The sequence below is a fragment of the Corynebacterium sp. Marseille-P3884 genome, assembly GCF_017942225.1.
GTDB lineage: Bacteria > Actinomycetota > Actinomycetes > Mycobacteriales > Mycobacteriaceae > Corynebacterium.
Window position 1 is genome coordinate 185,047 of record NZ_JAGKSD010000003.1, and the last position, 16,199, is coordinate 201,245.

Here is a 16,199-nt window from a genome sequence, read left to right on the forward strand (position 1 = left end):
GATACATGCGTGTATTTCGGTGGTATTGACAATGCAGTAGGCCAAGCCATTGCTCTCCTCGACTTGATCGGTGTGTTTCTCAACGCGATCATCGGCGGGACCGTAGCTCGGCGAATGAGATTCGACGCGGTGGGCTTCATGCTCATCGCCATCATTTCGGGCATGGCTGGCGGCATGATGCGCGATGCCTTGATCGGCAACACCCCCGTCGCCGCGCTTGCCGACCCCTGGTACATCTCCGTTGCCGTCCTCGGCGCCGCCACCGCTTTCTTCGCTAACCTCCACGGTTATGTGTGGGAACTCGCGCGCTTCCACGGCGACATGATCATTCTCGGTGTCTGGTGCACCACCGGCACTATTACCGCGATCGGAGCCGGCGTCGCGTGGCCTGGCTGCATCCTCATGGGCGTTCTCACCGCGACCGGCGGCATGGTCATCCGCGAGGTTCTCATCGGGCGGATCCCCCGCATTCTCAACGACCAGCAGATGTACGTCGTCCCCGCCATCGCAGGGTCGATCACCGCCATGGTCCTCTACAACGCCGGGCACGCCACCGCCGCTATCGCCGCCGCGCCGCTCGTCGGCTTCGCGCTCGGCACCGCCGCGTACTGGGCCGGCTGGTATGTCCCGGTCACCATGAAGAATGCGCCGATAAACACGTGGGCGCGCTTCATGTTCACGCCCATCGGCAAGCTCGAGCCAGAAGCTTTGCGACGCTGGCGCCTCACCAAATCCTCCGTTCCCTCCGACGATCCACTTGCCGACGACGGCATGATGCCCACCAAGGGCGAAGTCCGCGAAGCTCTCCGCGGGGCTGCTGCCCCTTCCTACCGTCCTGATGCACGCCCCGGCTCCGACTCGAGCTCCCACCCCGCCACTCGCGACGAGTTCCTGGGTGCTTTGTATCGGGTGTTCGTCGATTCGCGCGGCGAAGACTCCGCGGACGGTTGGGCCGTTAAACGTAGTTGAGCAACCTTCAAGCCGTCCTTGAATGATCGGGGGGATCAAGCGGTTGTTGAGGGTTGCCCGTGTGGCTTAAGCGAAGCAACAATTGCCGAGAGTCACATGAGGGCGTTGGGGAAGACGAGCCTCGTCTGACGCACCACACCTCCGGCCAGCTCCTGGTCGCGGGGGAGCGCTGCGTTTCAACAGCGAAAGGACACCTTCCCGACATGACCGCCACCTTGGCCCACGCCGACTCTGCCGCAGCTACCTCCCGCACCCGTTGCGTGCTGTCGATCAGCTCCATGCCGCGTCACCTGCGTCTGCGTGTCGAGGGCCTAATGTACGAGCACCTCAGCGAACCCTCCTCCGCTTCCTCGTTGGTCAGCGTGTGGGACGTACCATGGTTCACCCGCTGGCGCAGGGAACCAACTCGCGACGGAGCCGTCAGCTGTCGCGAAGTCATCGAAGCCTCGGAAGAAGAGATCGCGACATTCCGCAGTGCCTTGACCGAGCTCGCCCAAACATTCCGCTTCGACGCTCGGGTTGCCTAGGGCGCGTCGTTCGTCGCAAAGTATTCGGCGAGTTCGCCCAGCGTCGAACTCGGGCTGACATCCTCCTCGCTCACCCGCACCCCGAAATGCTCTTCTGCGCGCACCGCGAGCTCAATCCGCGTCAGTGAGTCGACCCCCAAGCTGTCGAGCGTGTCCTCGGCGCCGACCTCTTCTGCATCCTCGACCGCGCCGACCTTGGCGAAAAGGCTGGCCAGCTGAGCCATCGTGCTGCCCTCGGCGGCGACGGTCTTGTCGGCGTTCTCCGCGTCGTCCGGGACGAGGTCCGGATCAAGTCCGAGCTTGGCCAAGTCGAGGCGTTGCGAAAGTTCCATGCGCCCCATTCTAGAGATACGCAAAGCGAAAACCCTTGCAGCGCTTAGGTTCGTGCGAACACTGGGCGTGGCAAGGGCTTTGGGAAGATTCAGGGTTCCTTAGCGGGGGCGCTTCTCGCAGCCCACGCCGTCGCCATCGCGGTCAAGGTGGCTACCGTAACCTGGCTCGTTGCTGCGGATTGGACGACCGAGGTCATTCCACACAGCGCGGCAGTTAGCGTAGGTCTTCGCCGGGGCCGGCCTCGGCGCCGGCTTAGGCGCGGGTGCGGGCTTAGGCGCGGGCTTCGGAGCGGGTGCAGGCTTCGGGGCTGGCTTAGGCGCGGGCTTCGGAGCAGGTGCAGGCTTCGGGGCTGGCTTAGGGGCGGGTCCCGGGATGAGACCAGGAGCCGGATTCGGGATAAGACCCTGCTGGATCGCCCAGAGAGCGCCGCCAGCGACAGCTGCGACCGCAGCTACGACAGCGATGACGATGCCGGCGATCTGTCCATCGGTCAGACCATCTTCGGAGCCGCCATCTTCAGCGGGAGTTTCCTTTCCCGCGTCTGTGTTGGCCGCTGCGGGGATAGCCACGGGGTCTGCGCCGTTCGCGTTTTCGGCGTCGGCGGCGTGGGCGGGGGACAGTCCGGCTGCGAATACGGCGGCAGCGGTCGCCAGGGAAATGACGTATTTTTTCACAAGAGATAACAATCCGGTATCTGCGGCGAAACCGCAAGCGCAGACGTGTTTTTACCCCCGAAAACCTCGCCGATACCCCCCCAATACATGTGTTTGGACGCTGCACACGTCGGCTGTGCCCAACCATGCGAAAAGCTCCCCGCCCCACAGTGGGGACGGGGAGCTCATCGGGTGCTAGCGCGGAGTTAGATCTCCTCGCGCGACCTCATTTGACTTAGTCGTCTTTCTTGCTGGGAGTCGCCGGAACCGCAGCGGTCGGGTCGTCGACCTTGAGGTCCTTGGCGGCCTGGGCGGCGACGGAGATGTCGATCTTGCCTTCGTCGGCAAGCGACGTCAGCGCTGCGACAACCATGGACTCAGCGTCGATGTTGAAGTAGCGGCGTGCGGCCTCGCGGGTGTCGGAGAAGCCGAAGCCGTCTGCGCCGAGCACCGTGTAACGGCCCGGGACGTACGGACGGATCATCTCCTGCAGCTCGGTCGTGAAGTCGCTCGTCGCGATGTACGGGCCTTCCGTCTGCTTCAGCTGCGTGGTAGCGAACGGCTCGCCCTGATCCTCGGCCGGGTTCTGGATGCGCGCCTTGTTGCGGGCTGCGCCATCGCGTGCCAGCTCGGTCCAGGAGGTGACGGAGTAGACGGCAGCGCCGACGTTGTACTCCTCCTGGAGGATCTTCTGCGCGCGCAGTGCCCAGGACATGCCGACACCGGAAGCGAGCAGGGAGACGTTATTCTCCTTCTCCTCGCCGCGGTCGTAGAGGTAGATGCCCTTGTGCAGGCCCTCGACGTCCAGGTTCTCCGGGCGGGCCGGCTGGTGCATCGGCTCGTTGTAGACGGTGAGGTAGTACATCACGTTCTCGCCGCCCTCCGGGCCGTACATGCGCTCGATACCGCGGTTGACCAGGTACGGCATCTCGTATGCGAATGCCGGGTCGTAGGCGACGATGCTCGGGTTCGTGGACGCGATGACGTGGGAGTGGCCGTCCATGTGCTGCAGGCCCTCACCGGTCAGGGTGGTGCGGCCGGCGGTCGCGCCGATGATGAAGCCGCGGCCCATCTGGTCGGCGGCAGCCCAGAAGTTGTCGCCGGTGCGCTGGAAGCCGAACATCGAGTAGAAGATGTACATCGGGATCATCGGCTCACCATGCGTCGCATAGCTTGTTGCGGCGGCGATGAAGCTTGCCGACGAGCCGTCCTCGTTGATGCCCTCGTGCAGGATCTGGCCCTCCGGCGCCTCGCGGTAGGAGAGCTGCAGGTCGTGGTCGACCGGGACGTAGTTCTGGCCCTTCGGGTTGTAGATCTTCAGGGTCGGGAACCAGGAGTCCAGGCCGAAGGTGCGAGCCTCGTCCGGGATGATCGGGACGACGCGCTTGCCGATCTCCTTGTCGCGCATGAGCGACTTGAAGGCACGGACGAGCGCCATGGTGGATGCAACCTTCTGCTTGCCGGAGTCCTTGAACAGCGGGCGGTAGGTCTTCTCCAGATCCGGTACCTCGAGCGGCGTGTAGTTCTCGCGGCGCTCCGGCAGGTAGCCGCCAAGCTTCTTGCGGCGCTCGAGCATGTACTTGATCTCTTCGGACTCGGGGCCCGGGTTGAAGTACGGCGGCAGGTACGGATCCTTCTCCAGCTCTTCGTCGGAGATCGGGATTTCCTGCATGTCGCGGAAGAGCTTCAGGTCATCCAGAGTCAGGTTCTTCATCTGGTGGGTCGCGTTGCGGCCCTCGAAGCTGTGGCCCAGGCCGTAGCCCTTGACGGTGAGCGCGAGGATGACGGTCGGCTTGCCGTTCTTGGTCTCCAGCGCCTTCTTGTAGGCGGCGTAGACCTTGCGGTAGTCGTGGCCTCCGCGGCGCAGGTTCCAGATTTCCTCGTCGGACCAGTCTTCGACCAGCTTGGCGGTGCGCTCGTCGCGGCCGAAGAAGTGCTCGCGGACGTAGGCGCCGTCGTTCGCCTTGAAGGTCTGGAAGTCGCCGTCCGTGGTGTTGTTGATGAGGTCGACGAGTGCGCCGTCCATATCCTTCTCGAACAGCTCGTCCCACTCGCGGCCCCAGGCGATCTTGATGACGTTCCAGCCGGCGCCCTTGAAGAAGGACTCGAGCTCCTGGACGATCTGGCCGTTACCGCGGACCGGTCCGTCGAGACGCTGCAGGTTGCAGTTCACGACGAAGGTCAGGTTGTCCAGCTCGTACAGACGAGCCATCTGGAGCAGGCCGCGGGATTCCGGCTCGTCCATCTCGCCGTCGCCGAGGAATGCCCAGACGTGCTGCTGGTCGGTGTCCTTGATACCGCGGTGCTGCAGGTACTTGTTGAAGCGTGCCTGGTAGATCGCGTTCATCGGGCCGAGACCCATGGACACGGTCGGGAACTCCCAGAACTCCGGCATGTCGTGCGGGTGCGGGTAGGACGGCATGCCCAGCTCCGGGCGGGAGTGCTGCTGGCGGAAGGCGTCCATCTGCTCTTCGGACAGGCGACCTTCGAGGAAGGCGCGGGCGTACATACCCGGGGAAGCGTGGCCCTGCATGAAGACCTGGTCGCCGCCCTGCGGGGCGTCCTTGCCGTGGAAGAAGTGGTTGAAGCCGACCTCGTAGAGCGCCGCTGCGGACGCGTAGGTGGAGATGTGGCCGCCGGCCTTGATGCCCGGGCGCTGTGCGCGGTGCACCATGATGGCTGCGTTCCAGCGGATCCAGCGGCGGTAGCGCTTCTCCATCGCCTCGTCGCCGGGGAAGTCCGGCTCGAGCTTGGTCGGGATCGTGTTGACGAAGTCAGTCGACGTCATAGCCGGCATCGGCACGCGCTGTGCGGATGCGCGCTCGAGGAGGCGCATCATGAGGTAGCGGGCGCGATCCGGGTCGGAGGTCTCGAGGAGACCATCCAGGGAATCCATCCATTCCTGGGTCTCTTCCGGGTCGGCATCGTGCAGATACGACGCGACACCGTCACGGATGACCGGGATGTTCGAATCGTTCAGGTTTTGAGGGTCAGACAAGACCATCCTCCGATTTCGTGGTGTGGTTTCCACCAGCTTTTCGCACGTCAGGACGTTTGTTCACATGCCCGTCCGGCACGAACTCGCCGGTGCCTACAGATTTCAAGGATACGTTCTTTTTCGGACTGTCGCCCACGGGGGTAAGTGTGGCTGTATCCTGGCTATATTCTTATTCGTCGTTCAAGGAGGAAGTGGAGACAGTGAGCGCCGCTGGTGCCGCAAACTACGTGGATAAGCTCGGTATTAAGAAGGGCGAGATCGTCCAGGAGCTCGGTTGGGACGACGATTGTGATGCGTCGATTTCGGAGTCCATCGAGGACGCGATCGGGGAGGCCCTGCTTGACGACGATACGGATGAGCTTTGCGACGTCGTCCTCCTCTGGCACCGCGCTGACGACGAAGATCTCGTCGATTCGTTGGTGGATGCCACCCGTAATCTCTCCGATTCGGGCTGCATTTGGCTCCTGACACCGGGCGCGAATCAGCCTGGCGAGGTCCACCCGGGCGATATTTCCGAGTCTGCCCAGCTCGCGGGGCTTGTTCAGACGAAGGCGGATCGCCTCGGCGATTGGCAGGGTTCTTGCCTGCGCAACGCCGGCGTGAAGCGATAGTGCTGCTCAAAGCTTTTCGCTTATCGACGACCCCCTCACCCCTGTGAGATTCACCACCATCCCGCCCAAACCCGCTTTCACTACCCCCGGTTTGCCCGATTTCGGCCTCATTTTGCCCGATTTCATTCGCGGGATCGGCGTGATTCGCTTCTGATTCGCGTCGAATTCCCTTCCGATTCTGTCCGAACCGTGTCCGTTCGGCACTGTGTCCGACCAAACCACGTCAGCTGAGCCTCCGACTCTGTGCCCGCGCGCTCGCTTCACATAGTTCACGTCGCTTCCCGCAGTGCATTTGCGAGGAAATGTATATGCTTCCGGTATGACCGAGCCAGGAACAGCAGCCGAGTCACGCTCACCGGCCGAACCAAACAGCTCGCAGCAAAATAAGCCGCCTCGCCTGACCGATTTCAAGGTGCTGAGACTGCCTTTATTGGAACTGTGCGTCCTCGGTGTCTTCGCTTATTTCGCCTACATGGACATCAACTACATGACAGGCGGCAACGGTCTCATCACTTTCTTTGTGCTCGTGCCTTTGACGGTGGTCATGATACTCGGCTTCTTCTTGACGATTCCGTTCCAAAGAGGCGCCGTCACATCCTTCGGGTGGGACATCATGGTGCTGGTCGTGGGAGCTCTGGGGCTGTGGGCTTGGGTTGAAGGCGTTGATGGCATTGCTTTCGGCATTGGGATTCTTCCCGTCGCTGTATCCCTCTTCGTGAGGAGATTGATCGCTTTCATCCTGTGGAAGCTGGGCGTCAATCCGCGGGCGCGTCGCGATTCAAAGCCGCGGACGGCGCCTTTTCACCCGCTTCCAGCTCACCCGGCTCCAACTCAGGCTGATCCAGCTCACCCGGCTCCAACTCAAACTGCACCAACTCACCCGGAGCCATCTGGTGAGAGGTAGCTTCTGTCCGGCCGCTGCCTGAGAATTTGAGCGAGTTTCGGAATCTCCCCGTTGCCGTATGCCCCGCGTGTATAGACTACTGACATGGACCAACACGGCCCTTCCACCTCGCCAAATAATCCGTCAGAAGAACCAGTTGCTCCTGAGCAAAATCGAGCCGAATCCACGCCTGCTGGGCAGCAAGAACCAGCGGCATCAGGTCCGAGGCTCGGTCCTGCCGACAGCGGTCGTCAACAGGCTCTTCACACGCAAACTGTGTATCCGGACGAGAACCAGCAGCTGACGCCGGGCGCTCCTGATGCGCCGCGGCTCTGGGATTTTCCGCTTCTGAGGCTTCCGATTCCGGAGCTCGTGATTGGCGGAATAATGATCTTTTCGGTTCTCGGGTTGAGTGGGAGCGATAATCCCGGAGCAGGCTTGTTCGTGTTATTCATATTCGTTCCCAGCTTTGCCTTCTACCTCGCGATGTATGCGCTGACTATCCCGCTGCATTTTCGGCCGGTCAATGAATTCTGGGGAGATCTCATTGCCTTAGCTCCCGGTGTGTTCGGCTTGCTCATCGTGGCCAAGGGAGGAGAGGGCATTTTCTTCATGGCCACATTGCCAATCGCCATCTCGCTGTTGCTGCGCAGACTCATTGCGTACAGTCGGTGGAAGTGTGGCAACGGGCCAATGGGATTTCCGCCCCCGGAGCCAGTCAATACGATGTACTGACGTCGGACACCTATTTCGCGCTCACCGAATCCGCCGATGGGCATGCGTGATCGAGGTGTGCCCTTCGGCCGTTGGTGTGGTTATTTCCCGAACAACAGGTGCATGGCACCGTATTGGTGTGTGGTGTTCGGTACTGGTGTTCCGCGCGGTGAAACCCATGTTGGTGTCCCATCGCGCACCTGTATTCGACCCCTGTTGTGTCTGTCGGGGTCATCGTCGTTGGTGCGGTTGTGATACCTGCACAACACTGACAGGTTGTTCATGTTCGTCGGCCCGCCCCGGGCCCAGGGTTCGATGTGGTGGACTTCGCAGTTATCGGCAGCATGCCGACAATCCGGCACCGGACAGGTCGTTAGTGTTGCTCGGGCGAGGTCGCGTTGTTTCTTATTGGCGAACCGTTTCGTGTTGTACAGGTTCACCGGACCTGCCTGCGGGTGGAACAGTGCCACCTCAAGGTCCTTGGAATGATGGTGCGTCAGATACTCCGCACCCGTCATCGTGGTGCCGTCAGACAGGCCCAGGATGGTGTCATCACCTTGGCCGCCGAGGATCTTGATGTAATCCGCCAGCGGTATGTTGACCAGCGGGCGTGGGACAGCATCAGCAACAGCCCCATCTTTGTGGAGCAGGTCGTGGAATGCCTCGTACATTTGCGGGCCCTCAGGGCGGGTGGTGTCGAGTTTTTGGCGCAGGGCGTACTCGAGTGCTGCGATATCACGCGCATCACCAGTAGCACTGAAGGTGCGTTTGCCTTTCCGCTCCTTGCCGAACCGCACCGCCGATTCAGGGGCAGGTGTATCCGGCTCGGGGACGATGTCTTTGGCGCGGCGTTTCAACGTCTCGTAGTTCCCTCGCACGGACAGCAACGCGAGGCGGATTGTCCACTTCTCCTTCTCCGTACCCAACGAACGGACTTGCTGTTCGATGAACAAGATCTGGTCCAACGACTTCCCAGTCTCACGGGCGATGCGCACCGCGTGGGCCTGTTTGCGGGAGAACTTCGTGGGCCCGAAATACACCTCGCGGGCTTTCTCGCCGTCGGCGGCGAGAGTCGATTTCATTCCGGCATCGACAACGGCCTGGCGGTTGAAACCGGCCAGGATATCCATTGGTCGCGCAGCGGCGGCGATAAACGCCTCGAAATCGTTCATGCCCCACACGCTAAACCGACCAACGCAAACGCGAAACAGGCAACCCAAAAACCTGTGGATAACTCAAAACTATCCACAGGGACGACCCCCAGAAAAGAAAACGCTCACCTTTCGGGTGAGCGTGTGTTATTGGTGCGCCATGACGGGCTCGAACCGCCGACCTACTGGGTGTAAACCAGTTGCTCTTCCAGCTGAGCTAACGGCGCGCGTGGAGGAAATGCTAGCACGGGGGCACAGTGAGCAACAAAAAGCTAGATGCGTTCCTCGTCGAGCTTCGTTGCCCAGGGGTTGTTGCGGGAGTGGCCGTAGCGGGCGCGGGCGGGTGCAGGGGAGGGCTCGCCGGAGGGAGCCGACTCAGACTCAGCGGAGGAAAGCGCAGCTAGTTCTTGTTGTTCGGAGGCGAAGCGGCGTCGTTCGCGGAGTTCGGAATAGATGAAATAGGCGAGTCCGGCAGGAGCCATGATGCCGAAGGCGATCCATTGGAGGCCATAGGACAGGTGGTTGCCGCGATCGAGGACGGGGAGGGGGATGGGATTGAGGACGCCGGGTTCGTCGTTAAGCAATTGGGCGTATGGCGCGGCGAGCTCAGTGCCGGTGAGTTCGGAGAGCTGGGAGGTGTTGATGGTTTGCACCATCGTGTAGCCCTGCTCGGAAATGGGTGGGATGGCGGATTGGTCGGCAAGCCGGATCATGGCGCTGAGGGTGACGGGCTCGGCGGGGGCGCGGTCGATGGGCGGGACGGTGGGGCCGCCTTCGTCGGCAGGAACCCAGCCGCGGTTGACCAGGACGGTCTTTCCGCTGTCGAGAGCAAACGGCACCAACGACTGGAATGCGGGGGCACCTTCGACGGGGCGGAGGCGCAACAGCAACTCGTCGTCGGGGAGATAATGGCCACGCATGGTCACGCGGGTCCATTCCTCGGGGGACTCACTGGCTAGGACATCCTCGACGGCCACGGGGTCGCGGGCGAAGGCTTGCTCGATGCGTTCGTTGCGCTCTTTGATGGCGTGGTCTTTGCCTAGCTGCCACGGGGACAACCACGTGATGGCGAACCAGGAGAAAAGGACAGCGAAGACGACGGCGAGGACCCATCCGGGACTGAGGAATGTCTTCCAGATCGACTTCGACGTGGTCACGCGGATCAGTCTACTCGGGCGCGCACCCAATCCAGAATGCCGTCGGCAGCGGCTTCGATCTGCTGGCGGGTGACGGTGAATCCTTCGGGGCCGCCGTAATAGGGGTCTTCGACGCTTGCTTGCTCAGGTGCGGTGGGGTCGAAGGAGCGCAGCAGACGCACCTTCTCCTCGTCCACGCCTTGAGCGACGAGCTCGGAGACGTGGCGGGTGGCCAAAGCGACGATCAAGTCGGCGGACATCTGCTCGCCGCCGAATTGCTGGGCGCGGTGGGCGGAGCCGTCGTAGCCGTGGGCGGACAGTTCGGCGAGGGCACGCTCGTCGGCGGGGTTGCCGACGTGCCAGCCACCGATTCCGGAGGAGGTGACGCGGACGTGGGGGTCGAGTCCGGCGTCGATAAGCTTTTGACGCACGATGACTTCCGCCATCGGCGAGCGGCAGATATTGCCGGTGCACACGAAGTCGATGTGGATCACTGTTCCTCCTTGAAAGCGGTGACGATGCGGGCGAGCTCAGCCGGGGTGTGCGCGATGGCCCATGCGCGGTTCCATTCGTCCTGGGTGCCGTAACCCCAGGTGACGGCGGCCGTCGATAAGCCGAATTGCGCGGCCCCCTCGATGTCGTGGAGGCGGTCGCCGATCATGAGCCCGCGGCCCACCTCCACATTATCCAGCACATGCGCGATGACGTCCGCCTTGCGGCGCCGCGGCCCGTCCTCCTGCGCGGCGCCGAGAAAATCGATGAACTCGAGCATGCCTTCGCGCTCCAAGATGGCGCGCGCGAAACCTTCGCCTTTCGACGTCGCCGTGACCACCTGGAACCCCTCCTCCTTCCAGCCTTTGAGGAGGTCGCGCATGCCGGGGAATGCCTGAGCGTTCTTCCACCCGCCCGCGTGCGTGAAGTCCATGTAGGCGCGAAAAGCGCGATCGCGCGTCGGGTCATCCATGCCCGCGCTGGCGAGCGTCTCCTCCATCGGCGGGCCCGGAATCCGCGCGATGAACTCGTCGTCAGGATGCTCCCAGCCCACGGCGTCGAGCGCGTGCAGGAAACCGGCGCGGATGCCGGGGAAGGAGTCGATGAGGGTGCCGTCGACATCGAGAAGCAGTGTGATCACGCACCCCAGCATGGCAGTGCGCAGCCGCCGCGGCAATCGACCTAGACTGGGACAATATGACTACGACTGTTGCTGATGTCGTCGCGGCGTTGGAGACCGCGTACCCGCCGCGCCTCGCCGAAAGCTGGGATGCCGTCGGGCTTATCTGCGGCGACCCGTCCGCCGAGGTCGCGCGGGTCGCGTTCGCGCTCGACTGCACCCAGGCCGTCGCGGAAAAAGCCGTCGAGCTCGGTGCCGACATGCTCGTCGTGCACCACCCGCTGCTCATGCGCGGCGTGACCTCCGTTGCCGCGGATACGCCGAAGGGCAAGGTCGTGCACACGCTCGTGCGCGGCGGCTGCGCACTGTTCGCGGCGCACACCAACGCCGATTCTGCGCGCCCCGGCGTGTCCGACAAGCTCGCCGAACTCGTCGGCATCACGCCCGGCCGCCCGATCAAGGTCGTCGACCCTGACGCCCAGGACCTGTGGGGCGTGCACATCCCGCCCGCAGACGTCACCGCCGTCATGGACGCGCTTTTCGACGCCGGCGCCGGCGCAATCGGCAACTACTCCCACTGCTCCTTCCAATGGGACGGCCGCGGCGGCTTCACCCCGCAGCCTGGCGCTAACCCCACCGACGGCGAAGTCGGCTCTCACTACTCCGCGCCGGAGACCCGCGTGCAGTTCGTCGCGCCGTCCCGCCTGCGCGCCCGCCTGACCGAAGTTCTGCGCGAGGTGCACCCATACGAAGAGCCCGCGTTCGACGTCGTGCAGCTCGCGCCAACAGGCGATTTGTCTGCTGCCACCGGCCTGGGCCGCGTGGGCGAGCTGCCCGAGCCGATGACCCTGCGCGAGTTCACGCAGCAGGTCGCTGACGCCCTGCCGGAGACTGCGTGGGGTGTCCGCGCCGCCGGCGATCCCGACGCGATGGTGCAGAAGGTCGCGGTATCGTCGGGTTCAGGCGACAGCTTCCTCGACGCCGTACGCGGCCTCGGGGTGGATGTCTACGTGACCTCCGATTTGAGGCATCACCCCGTCGACGAGCACCTGCGCGCCGGCGGCCCCGCCGTGATCGACACCGCGCACTGGGCGAGCGAATTCCCGTGGACGGAGCAGGCCAGCGAGATCGTCGCGAAGGCGTGCCCTGAGGTCGCGACGGGAATCATTACCTTGCGCACCGACCCGTGGACGATCTCCGCACACCCGAACCACACGAAGTAGAAAGAAGGCTGACGTGGAACTGGAACTGGATAGGCAACGTACGCTGCTGGCACTCGCGGAGGCGGAGCGTAGCCAGGCTCACGACACCGCGGCGTCGCCGGAGCAGGAAGAGCTGGAAAAGCTCGAGGCGCAGCGCCCGGGGCTCGCGAATGCAGCGGCAGCAGCCCAGCTCGCCGTCGACGATGTGGAGGCGGAGATTCTGCGCATCCAGGAGGACGAGCGCAAGCTGAAAAAGCGTGAGCTCGACGACAAGCGCCAGCTTTCCGCAGAGACGGACCCGGAGCGCCGCAAGGACTTGGAGCACGACCGTTACGCGGCGAAGTCGCGTATCGCGGACCTTTTGTACGAGCTCAAGGAGGCGCACGGCGAGGTCAAGGCACTGCGCAATAACCGCGACGTGCACGGCGCGAAGCTCGACGAGCTGGACCGCAAGATCGAGGTGGCGCGCCGGGCAGCTGAGGCGGTCCCCGCGAAGGAAGAGGTCGATACGGACGCGTTGCGTGCGGAGTTGCCGTCGGGCATCCTCGGCGTCTACGCGACGGTGGGTGCGGCGCGCTTCAACGGCCGCACGTGCAACAGCTGCTTCCTCCAGCTGCCGCCCGCCGAGCGCGCGGAGGTCATGGCGGTGCCCGAAAACGAGCTGCCGACCTGCCCGAATTGCGGCACGCTGCTCATCCGGGTCACAAGCTAGGGCGGCGCGCGCATGAAGGTCACGGTCTACACCGACGGCGGTTCGCGGGGGAATCCGGGGGTCGCGGGCTCGGGAAGCGTCGTGTACGACGACAACGGGGTGACGCTTTCGGAGATCGCGTACGTCGTGGGGCAGAAATCGTCGAATAATGTCGCGGAGTACCACGGTCTGCTGCGCGGGCTCGAGGCGGCGCGCGATCTCGGCGCTACCGAGGTGGATGTCTACATGGACTCCAAGCTGGTCGTCGAGCAGATGTCGGGACGCTGGAAGATCAAGCACCCGGACATGAAGAAATTGGCGCTTGACGCGCGCGATCTTGCCAGCGGTTTCAACTCGGTCACGTATTCGTGGGTGCCGCGCGCGAAGAATAAGAAGGCCGACGAGCTGTCCAATGTCGCGATGGACGCGGCAGCAAACGGCGCGAAGCCGGGCATCGTAGAAGCAAAGAGCTTATCGACGCCTAGTGCACCCCCGAAATCCCCCGCGAAGTCGGAGAGTCACGAGACTGCCAGCCCTGCGCACTGGCACGGGCACGACAAACCCCGCACCCGGTTCGTGTTGGTGCGCCACGGCCAGACGGAGCACTCGGCACAGAAGCGCTACAGCGGCTCGTCGGACCCGGAGTTGACGGAGCTGGGGGAGAAGCAGGCGGCGGCAGTGGCTCAGGCGGTGGCGGCGTTCGGACAGATCGACGCTGTCGTGGCGTCGCCGGCGAAGCGGGCGCAGCAGACTGCGAAAGCCTGCGCGGAGACGCTGGGGATCGACGCTGCGGACATCGAGACAGTCGACGGTTTCCGGGAGCTGGATTTCGGGGTCTTCGAGGGACTCACTCGAGATGAGGCACGGGAGAAGTACGCGGAGGAGTTTGGGGCGTGGGAGGCGTCGGCAAGCAAAGCTCCTCCGGAAGGTGAAAGCCTGGTCGCCGTGCACCGACGAGTGACTCGCGCGCGCCTGAAAGTGCAGGAAGCTCATGAGGGACAGACGGTGCTGGTGGTCACGCACATGACGCCGATCAAGTCGGTGATCAGGCAGGCGCTGGAATCGGGGCCGGACACGTTCAAGCATGTGTTCTTGGATTTGGCATCGATCAGCGTCGTCGAGTTTTATGGCGAGCTCGGCGTGGTTCGGTGCGTCAACGACGTCGCTCACTTCCGCTGATAGGCATCGGCAGAGTACAGTTACTCGCTGCGAGTGAGTCGGCCGGGTGATCGCGGCGACCTGTACCGCCACATCAGTGTGGTGTCAGGCAGGGGTCGAGGAAAGTCCGGACTCCACAGGGCACGGTGGTTGCTAACGGCAACCCGGGGCGACCCGCGGGAAAGTGCAACAGAAAGTAGACCGCCCGGGAAACCGGGTGAGGGTGAAAGGGTGCGGTAAGAGCGCACCGGCGGATGTGGTGACACAACCGGCCAGGTAAACCCCACCGGGAGCAAGGCAAGAATCCCAGCCGCGCACGCTGGGATCGTCGGACGTTATGAGGCTGCCCGCCCAGTTCGAAGGTAGCTGCTCGAGGCGCCGGGCAACCGGCGTCCTAGATGGATGATCGCCGCCCCTCCCCGCACGGGGCAGGGGGCACAGAATCCGGCTTAAAGGCTGACTCACTCGCCCAGTTTCTGCCACAATTGGCCCCCATGAAGCTCTATGCCGCACCGCTTGATTTCCGGGCGATCGCCGACGAATTCTCCGTGCCCACGGATTTTCCGCCCGAGCTGCACTCAGAGGCGGCGAATGCGCAGGACAGGTACACCGACAGGCGGCGCGACGCGCGCGAGATCGAGTTCGTCACCATTGATCCGGCAGGCTCGATGGACCTGGATCAGGCAGTGGCGATCGAGAAGAACGGCGATGGCTACCGGGTGTTCTACGCCATCGCGGATGTCGCGGCGTTCGTGGAGCCGGGCAGCGCGCTGCACGAGGAGTCGCTGAAGCGCGGCCAGACGATCTACCTGCCGGATGAGCCAGCGCGGCTGCACCCGGAGGAGCTCTCCGAAGGGTCGGCATCGCTGTTGCCGGATGAGGACAAGCCGGCGGTGCTGTGGACATTCGAGCTGGACGCACAGGGCGAGCTCGCCGACACGAACGTGGAGCGCGCGATGGTGCGCTCCGTCGCGCGCCTCGATTACGACGGCGTGCAGGAGGACATGGACAACGACGCGCTACACCCGTCGATCGCGCTGCTGCCGGAGGTGGGGGAGTTGAGGGCGGCGTCGTCGCTACGAAGGCACGCGATCAACTTGCGCGTACCGTCGGTGCGCGTCGTCGAGCTTGACGACGGCCGCTTTGAGCTCCTTATCGAGCCCCGCCAGAAAATGATGGACTATAACTCTGAGATCTCCCTGCTGACCGGCATGGCCGCGGGAAGAATGATGGAGGATGCAGGCGTGGGCTTTTTGCGGACGCTGCGTCCAGCAGAAGAGAAGTCGGAGCAGGCGTTCCGCGGCGAAGTTCGCGCGTTGGGCTTTGATCTGTCCGACGATGCCGATATCGGCGAATTTCTCCAGACCATCGACGCGGATACCCCGCGCGGCATGGCCGTCATGCGTGAAGCGCAGAAGCTGCTGCGCGGCGCGGGATACGTCGCGCTTACTGGCGACGAGCCGGAGGTTCACGCTGGCATCGGCGGCTACTATTCGCACGTGACTGCGCCGCTGCGGCGCTTGGTCGACCGCTATGCCACCGAGGTGTGCCTGGCGCTGTGTGCCGGCACCGAGATCCCGCAGTGGGTGCACGATGACACTACCCGGGTGCTCAAGACCATGGGGCGGACATCCCAGCTGGCCAACACCGTCGACCGGGCGTGCCTGAACCTCACCGAGGCGACGGTGCTGCAGCCGTGGGTGGGGGAGAATTTCACCGGCGTGGTGCTGCAGACCAATGAGGAATCCGACACCGCCCGCGTCTTCATTGCCGATCCGCCGGTGCTGGCGGAGTGCGCCGGACGTCCGGAGGAAGCGACGGAGGTGGGGATGTCGCTGGTGCGGGCGGACGTCGATAAGCGTGAAGTGCTTTTCGCGTGGCCCGCTGACTAGCTGGTGACGCGCGCGGGCGCGCCGGGGGTGACCTCCACGACCGCGAGCCCGTCGGCGGACAAGTCCGCGATCGCGTTGTCCGCTGTGGCGCGGGGAATGTACGCGAGCGCCGCGGCGGACATGCCTGCCGCCGCGGGACGTGCCGCGCGTGCGCCACGCAGGGCGAGCAG

The 16,199-nt window shown here is 63.8% G+C and carries 16 protein-coding genes, 1 tRNA gene and 1 other RNA gene; 10 read left to right on the plus strand and 8 right to left on the minus strand.

The window, feature by feature from the left end; all coding sequences use genetic code 11:
* The first annotated feature begins 9 nt into the window (after nt 1-9).
* The gene (locus J5Y21_RS03005; protein WP_210572723.1) at nt 10-969 is read left to right on the plus strand and encodes a TRIC cation channel family protein; all 960 of its coding nucleotides are present in this window, start codon (nt 10-12) and stop codon (nt 967-969) included.
* Nucleotides 970-1,172: 203 nt separating this feature from the next.
* The gene (locus J5Y21_RS03010; protein ID WP_210572725.1) at nt 1,173-1,496 is read left to right on the plus strand and encodes a hypothetical protein; all 324 of its coding nucleotides are present in this window, start codon (nt 1,173-1,175) and stop codon (nt 1,494-1,496) included.
* On the opposite strand, the gene J5Y21_RS03015 is transcribed toward J5Y21_RS03010, so the two are convergent.
* From J5Y21_RS03015 to aceE, 3 genes are all read right to left on the minus strand, one after another.
* Nucleotides 1,493-1,828, minus strand: coding sequence for an acyl carrier protein (locus J5Y21_RS03015; RefSeq protein WP_210572726.1), 336 nt, complete (start codon nt 1,826-1,828; stop codon nt 1,493-1,495). The two genes, J5Y21_RS03010 and J5Y21_RS03015, sit on opposite strands and share 4 nt — an antisense overlap.
* Nucleotides 1,829-1,927: 99 nt before the next feature.
* Nucleotides 1,928-2,503, minus strand: coding sequence for an excalibur calcium-binding domain-containing protein (locus J5Y21_RS03020; protein WP_210572727.1), 576 nt, complete (start codon nt 2,501-2,503; stop codon nt 1,928-1,930).
* 214 nt (nt 2,504-2,717) lie between these two features.
* The gene (aceE, locus tag J5Y21_RS03025; RefSeq protein ID WP_246874880.1) at nt 2,718-5,480 is read right to left on the minus strand and encodes a pyruvate dehydrogenase (acetyl-transferring), homodimeric type; all 2,763 of its coding nucleotides are present in this window, start codon (nt 5,478-5,480) and stop codon (nt 2,718-2,720) included.
* Between the two features lie 200 nt (nt 5,481-5,680).
* On the opposite strand from aceE, the gene J5Y21_RS03030 reads away from it, so the two are divergent.
* The 3 genes from J5Y21_RS03030 to J5Y21_RS03040 all read left to right on the plus strand — a co-directional run bounded on the left by J5Y21_RS03030 (nt 5,681) and on the right by J5Y21_RS03040 (nt 7,709).
* Nucleotides 5,681-6,091, plus strand: coding sequence for a DUF3052 domain-containing protein (locus tag J5Y21_RS03030; protein WP_210572771.1), 411 nt, complete (start codon nt 5,681-5,683; stop codon nt 6,089-6,091).
* Nucleotides 6,092-6,410: 319 nt separating this feature from the next.
* Entirely contained in the window at nt 6,411-6,995 is a 585-nt protein-coding gene (locus J5Y21_RS03035) for a hypothetical protein (protein WP_210572730.1), read from the plus strand.
* 84 nt (nt 6,996-7,079) lie between these two features.
* Nucleotides 7,080-7,709, plus strand: a complete 630-nt coding sequence (locus J5Y21_RS03040; RefSeq protein WP_210572731.1) for a hypothetical protein — start codon at nt 7,080-7,082, stop codon at nt 7,707-7,709.
* Between the two features lie 80 nt (nt 7,710-7,789).
* Here the strand turns inward: J5Y21_RS03040 and J5Y21_RS03045 are convergent, their stop codons facing one another.
* The 5 genes from J5Y21_RS03045 to J5Y21_RS03065 form a co-directional block, all read right to left on the minus strand.
* On the minus strand, nt 7,790-8,860 hold the full coding sequence (locus tag J5Y21_RS03045; protein ID WP_210572732.1) for an HNH endonuclease signature motif containing protein: 1,071 nt from the start codon (nt 8,858-8,860) through the stop codon (nt 7,790-7,792).
* A gap of 130 nt (nt 8,861-8,990) precedes the next feature.
* Nucleotides 8,991-9,066 (minus strand) — tRNA-Val (locus J5Y21_RS03050).
* Nucleotides 9,067-9,111: 45 nt separating this feature from the next.
* On the minus strand, nt 9,112-9,996 hold the full coding sequence (locus tag J5Y21_RS03055) for an SURF1 family protein (RefSeq protein ID WP_349236915.1): 885 nt from the start codon (nt 9,994-9,996) through the stop codon (nt 9,112-9,114).
* 5 nt (nt 9,997-10,001) lie between these two features.
* Complete coding sequence (locus tag J5Y21_RS03060) at nt 10,002-10,469, minus strand: low molecular weight protein-tyrosine-phosphatase (protein ID WP_210572733.1); 468 nt, start codon at nt 10,467-10,469, stop codon at nt 10,002-10,004.
* The gene (locus J5Y21_RS03065) at nt 10,466-11,107 is read right to left on the minus strand and encodes an HAD-IA family hydrolase (RefSeq protein ID WP_349236916.1); all 642 of its coding nucleotides are present in this window, start codon (nt 11,105-11,107) and stop codon (nt 10,466-10,468) included. Before J5Y21_RS03065 ends, J5Y21_RS03060 begins: the two co-directional genes overlap by 4 nt.
* Nucleotides 11,108-11,163: 56 nt before the next feature.
* On the opposite strand from J5Y21_RS03065, the gene J5Y21_RS03070 reads away from it, so the two are divergent.
* From J5Y21_RS03070 to J5Y21_RS03090, 5 genes are all read left to right on the plus strand, one after another.
* A complete protein-coding gene (locus J5Y21_RS03070; RefSeq protein ID WP_210572739.1) occupies nt 11,164-12,309 on the plus strand; it encodes a Nif3-like dinuclear metal center hexameric protein in 1,146 nt (381 codons plus the stop codon).
* 13 nt (nt 12,310-12,322) lie between these two features.
* A complete protein-coding gene (locus tag J5Y21_RS03075) occupies nt 12,323-13,000 on the plus strand; it encodes a C4-type zinc ribbon domain-containing protein (protein WP_210572741.1) in 678 nt (225 codons plus the stop codon).
* A 12-nt stretch (nt 13,001-13,012) separates the two neighbouring features.
* Entirely contained in the window at nt 13,013-14,158 is a 1,146-nt protein-coding gene (locus tag J5Y21_RS03080; protein ID WP_210572743.1) for a bifunctional RNase H/acid phosphatase, read from the plus strand.
* A 34-nt stretch (nt 14,159-14,192) separates the two neighbouring features.
* Nucleotides 14,193-14,605, plus strand: an RNA gene (gene rnpB / locus J5Y21_RS03085) — RNase P RNA component class A.
* Nucleotides 14,606-14,631: 26 nt separating this feature from the next.
* On the plus strand, nt 14,632-16,029 hold the full coding sequence (locus tag J5Y21_RS03090; RefSeq protein WP_210572745.1) for an RNB domain-containing ribonuclease: 1,398 nt from the start codon (nt 14,632-14,634) through the stop codon (nt 16,027-16,029).
* Nucleotides 16,030-16,199 lie beyond the last annotated feature (170 nt).

Bases quoted from the DNA above. Each gene is read 5' to 3' on its own strand.
- J5Y21_RS03010 (WP_210572725.1), top strand. From the start codon at position 1,173: ATGACCGCCACCTTGGCCCACGCCGACTCTGCCGCAGCTACCTCCCGC.
- J5Y21_RS03015 (WP_210572726.1), bottom strand. From the start codon at position 1,828: ATGGAACTTTCGCAACGCCTCGACTTGGCCAAGCTCGGACTTGATCCG.
- J5Y21_RS03035 (WP_210572730.1), top strand. From the start codon at position 6,411: ATGACCGAGCCAGGAACAGCAGCCGAGTCACGCTCACCGGCCGAACCA.
- J5Y21_RS03040 (WP_210572731.1), top strand. From the start codon at position 7,080: ATGGACCAACACGGCCCTTCCACCTCGCCAAATAATCCGTCAGAAGAA.
- J5Y21_RS03045 (WP_210572732.1), bottom strand. From the start codon at position 8,860: ATGAACGATTTCGAGGCGTTTATCGCCGCCGCTGCGCGACCAATGGAT.
- J5Y21_RS03070 (WP_210572739.1), top strand. From the start codon at position 11,164: ATGACTACGACTGTTGCTGATGTCGTCGCGGCGTTGGAGACCGCGTAC.
- J5Y21_RS03080 (WP_210572743.1), top strand. From the start codon at position 13,013: ATGAAGGTCACGGTCTACACCGACGGCGGTTCGCGGGGGAATCCGGGG.
- J5Y21_RS03090 (WP_210572745.1), top strand. From the start codon at position 14,632: ATGAAGCTCTATGCCGCACCGCTTGATTTCCGGGCGATCGCCGACGAA.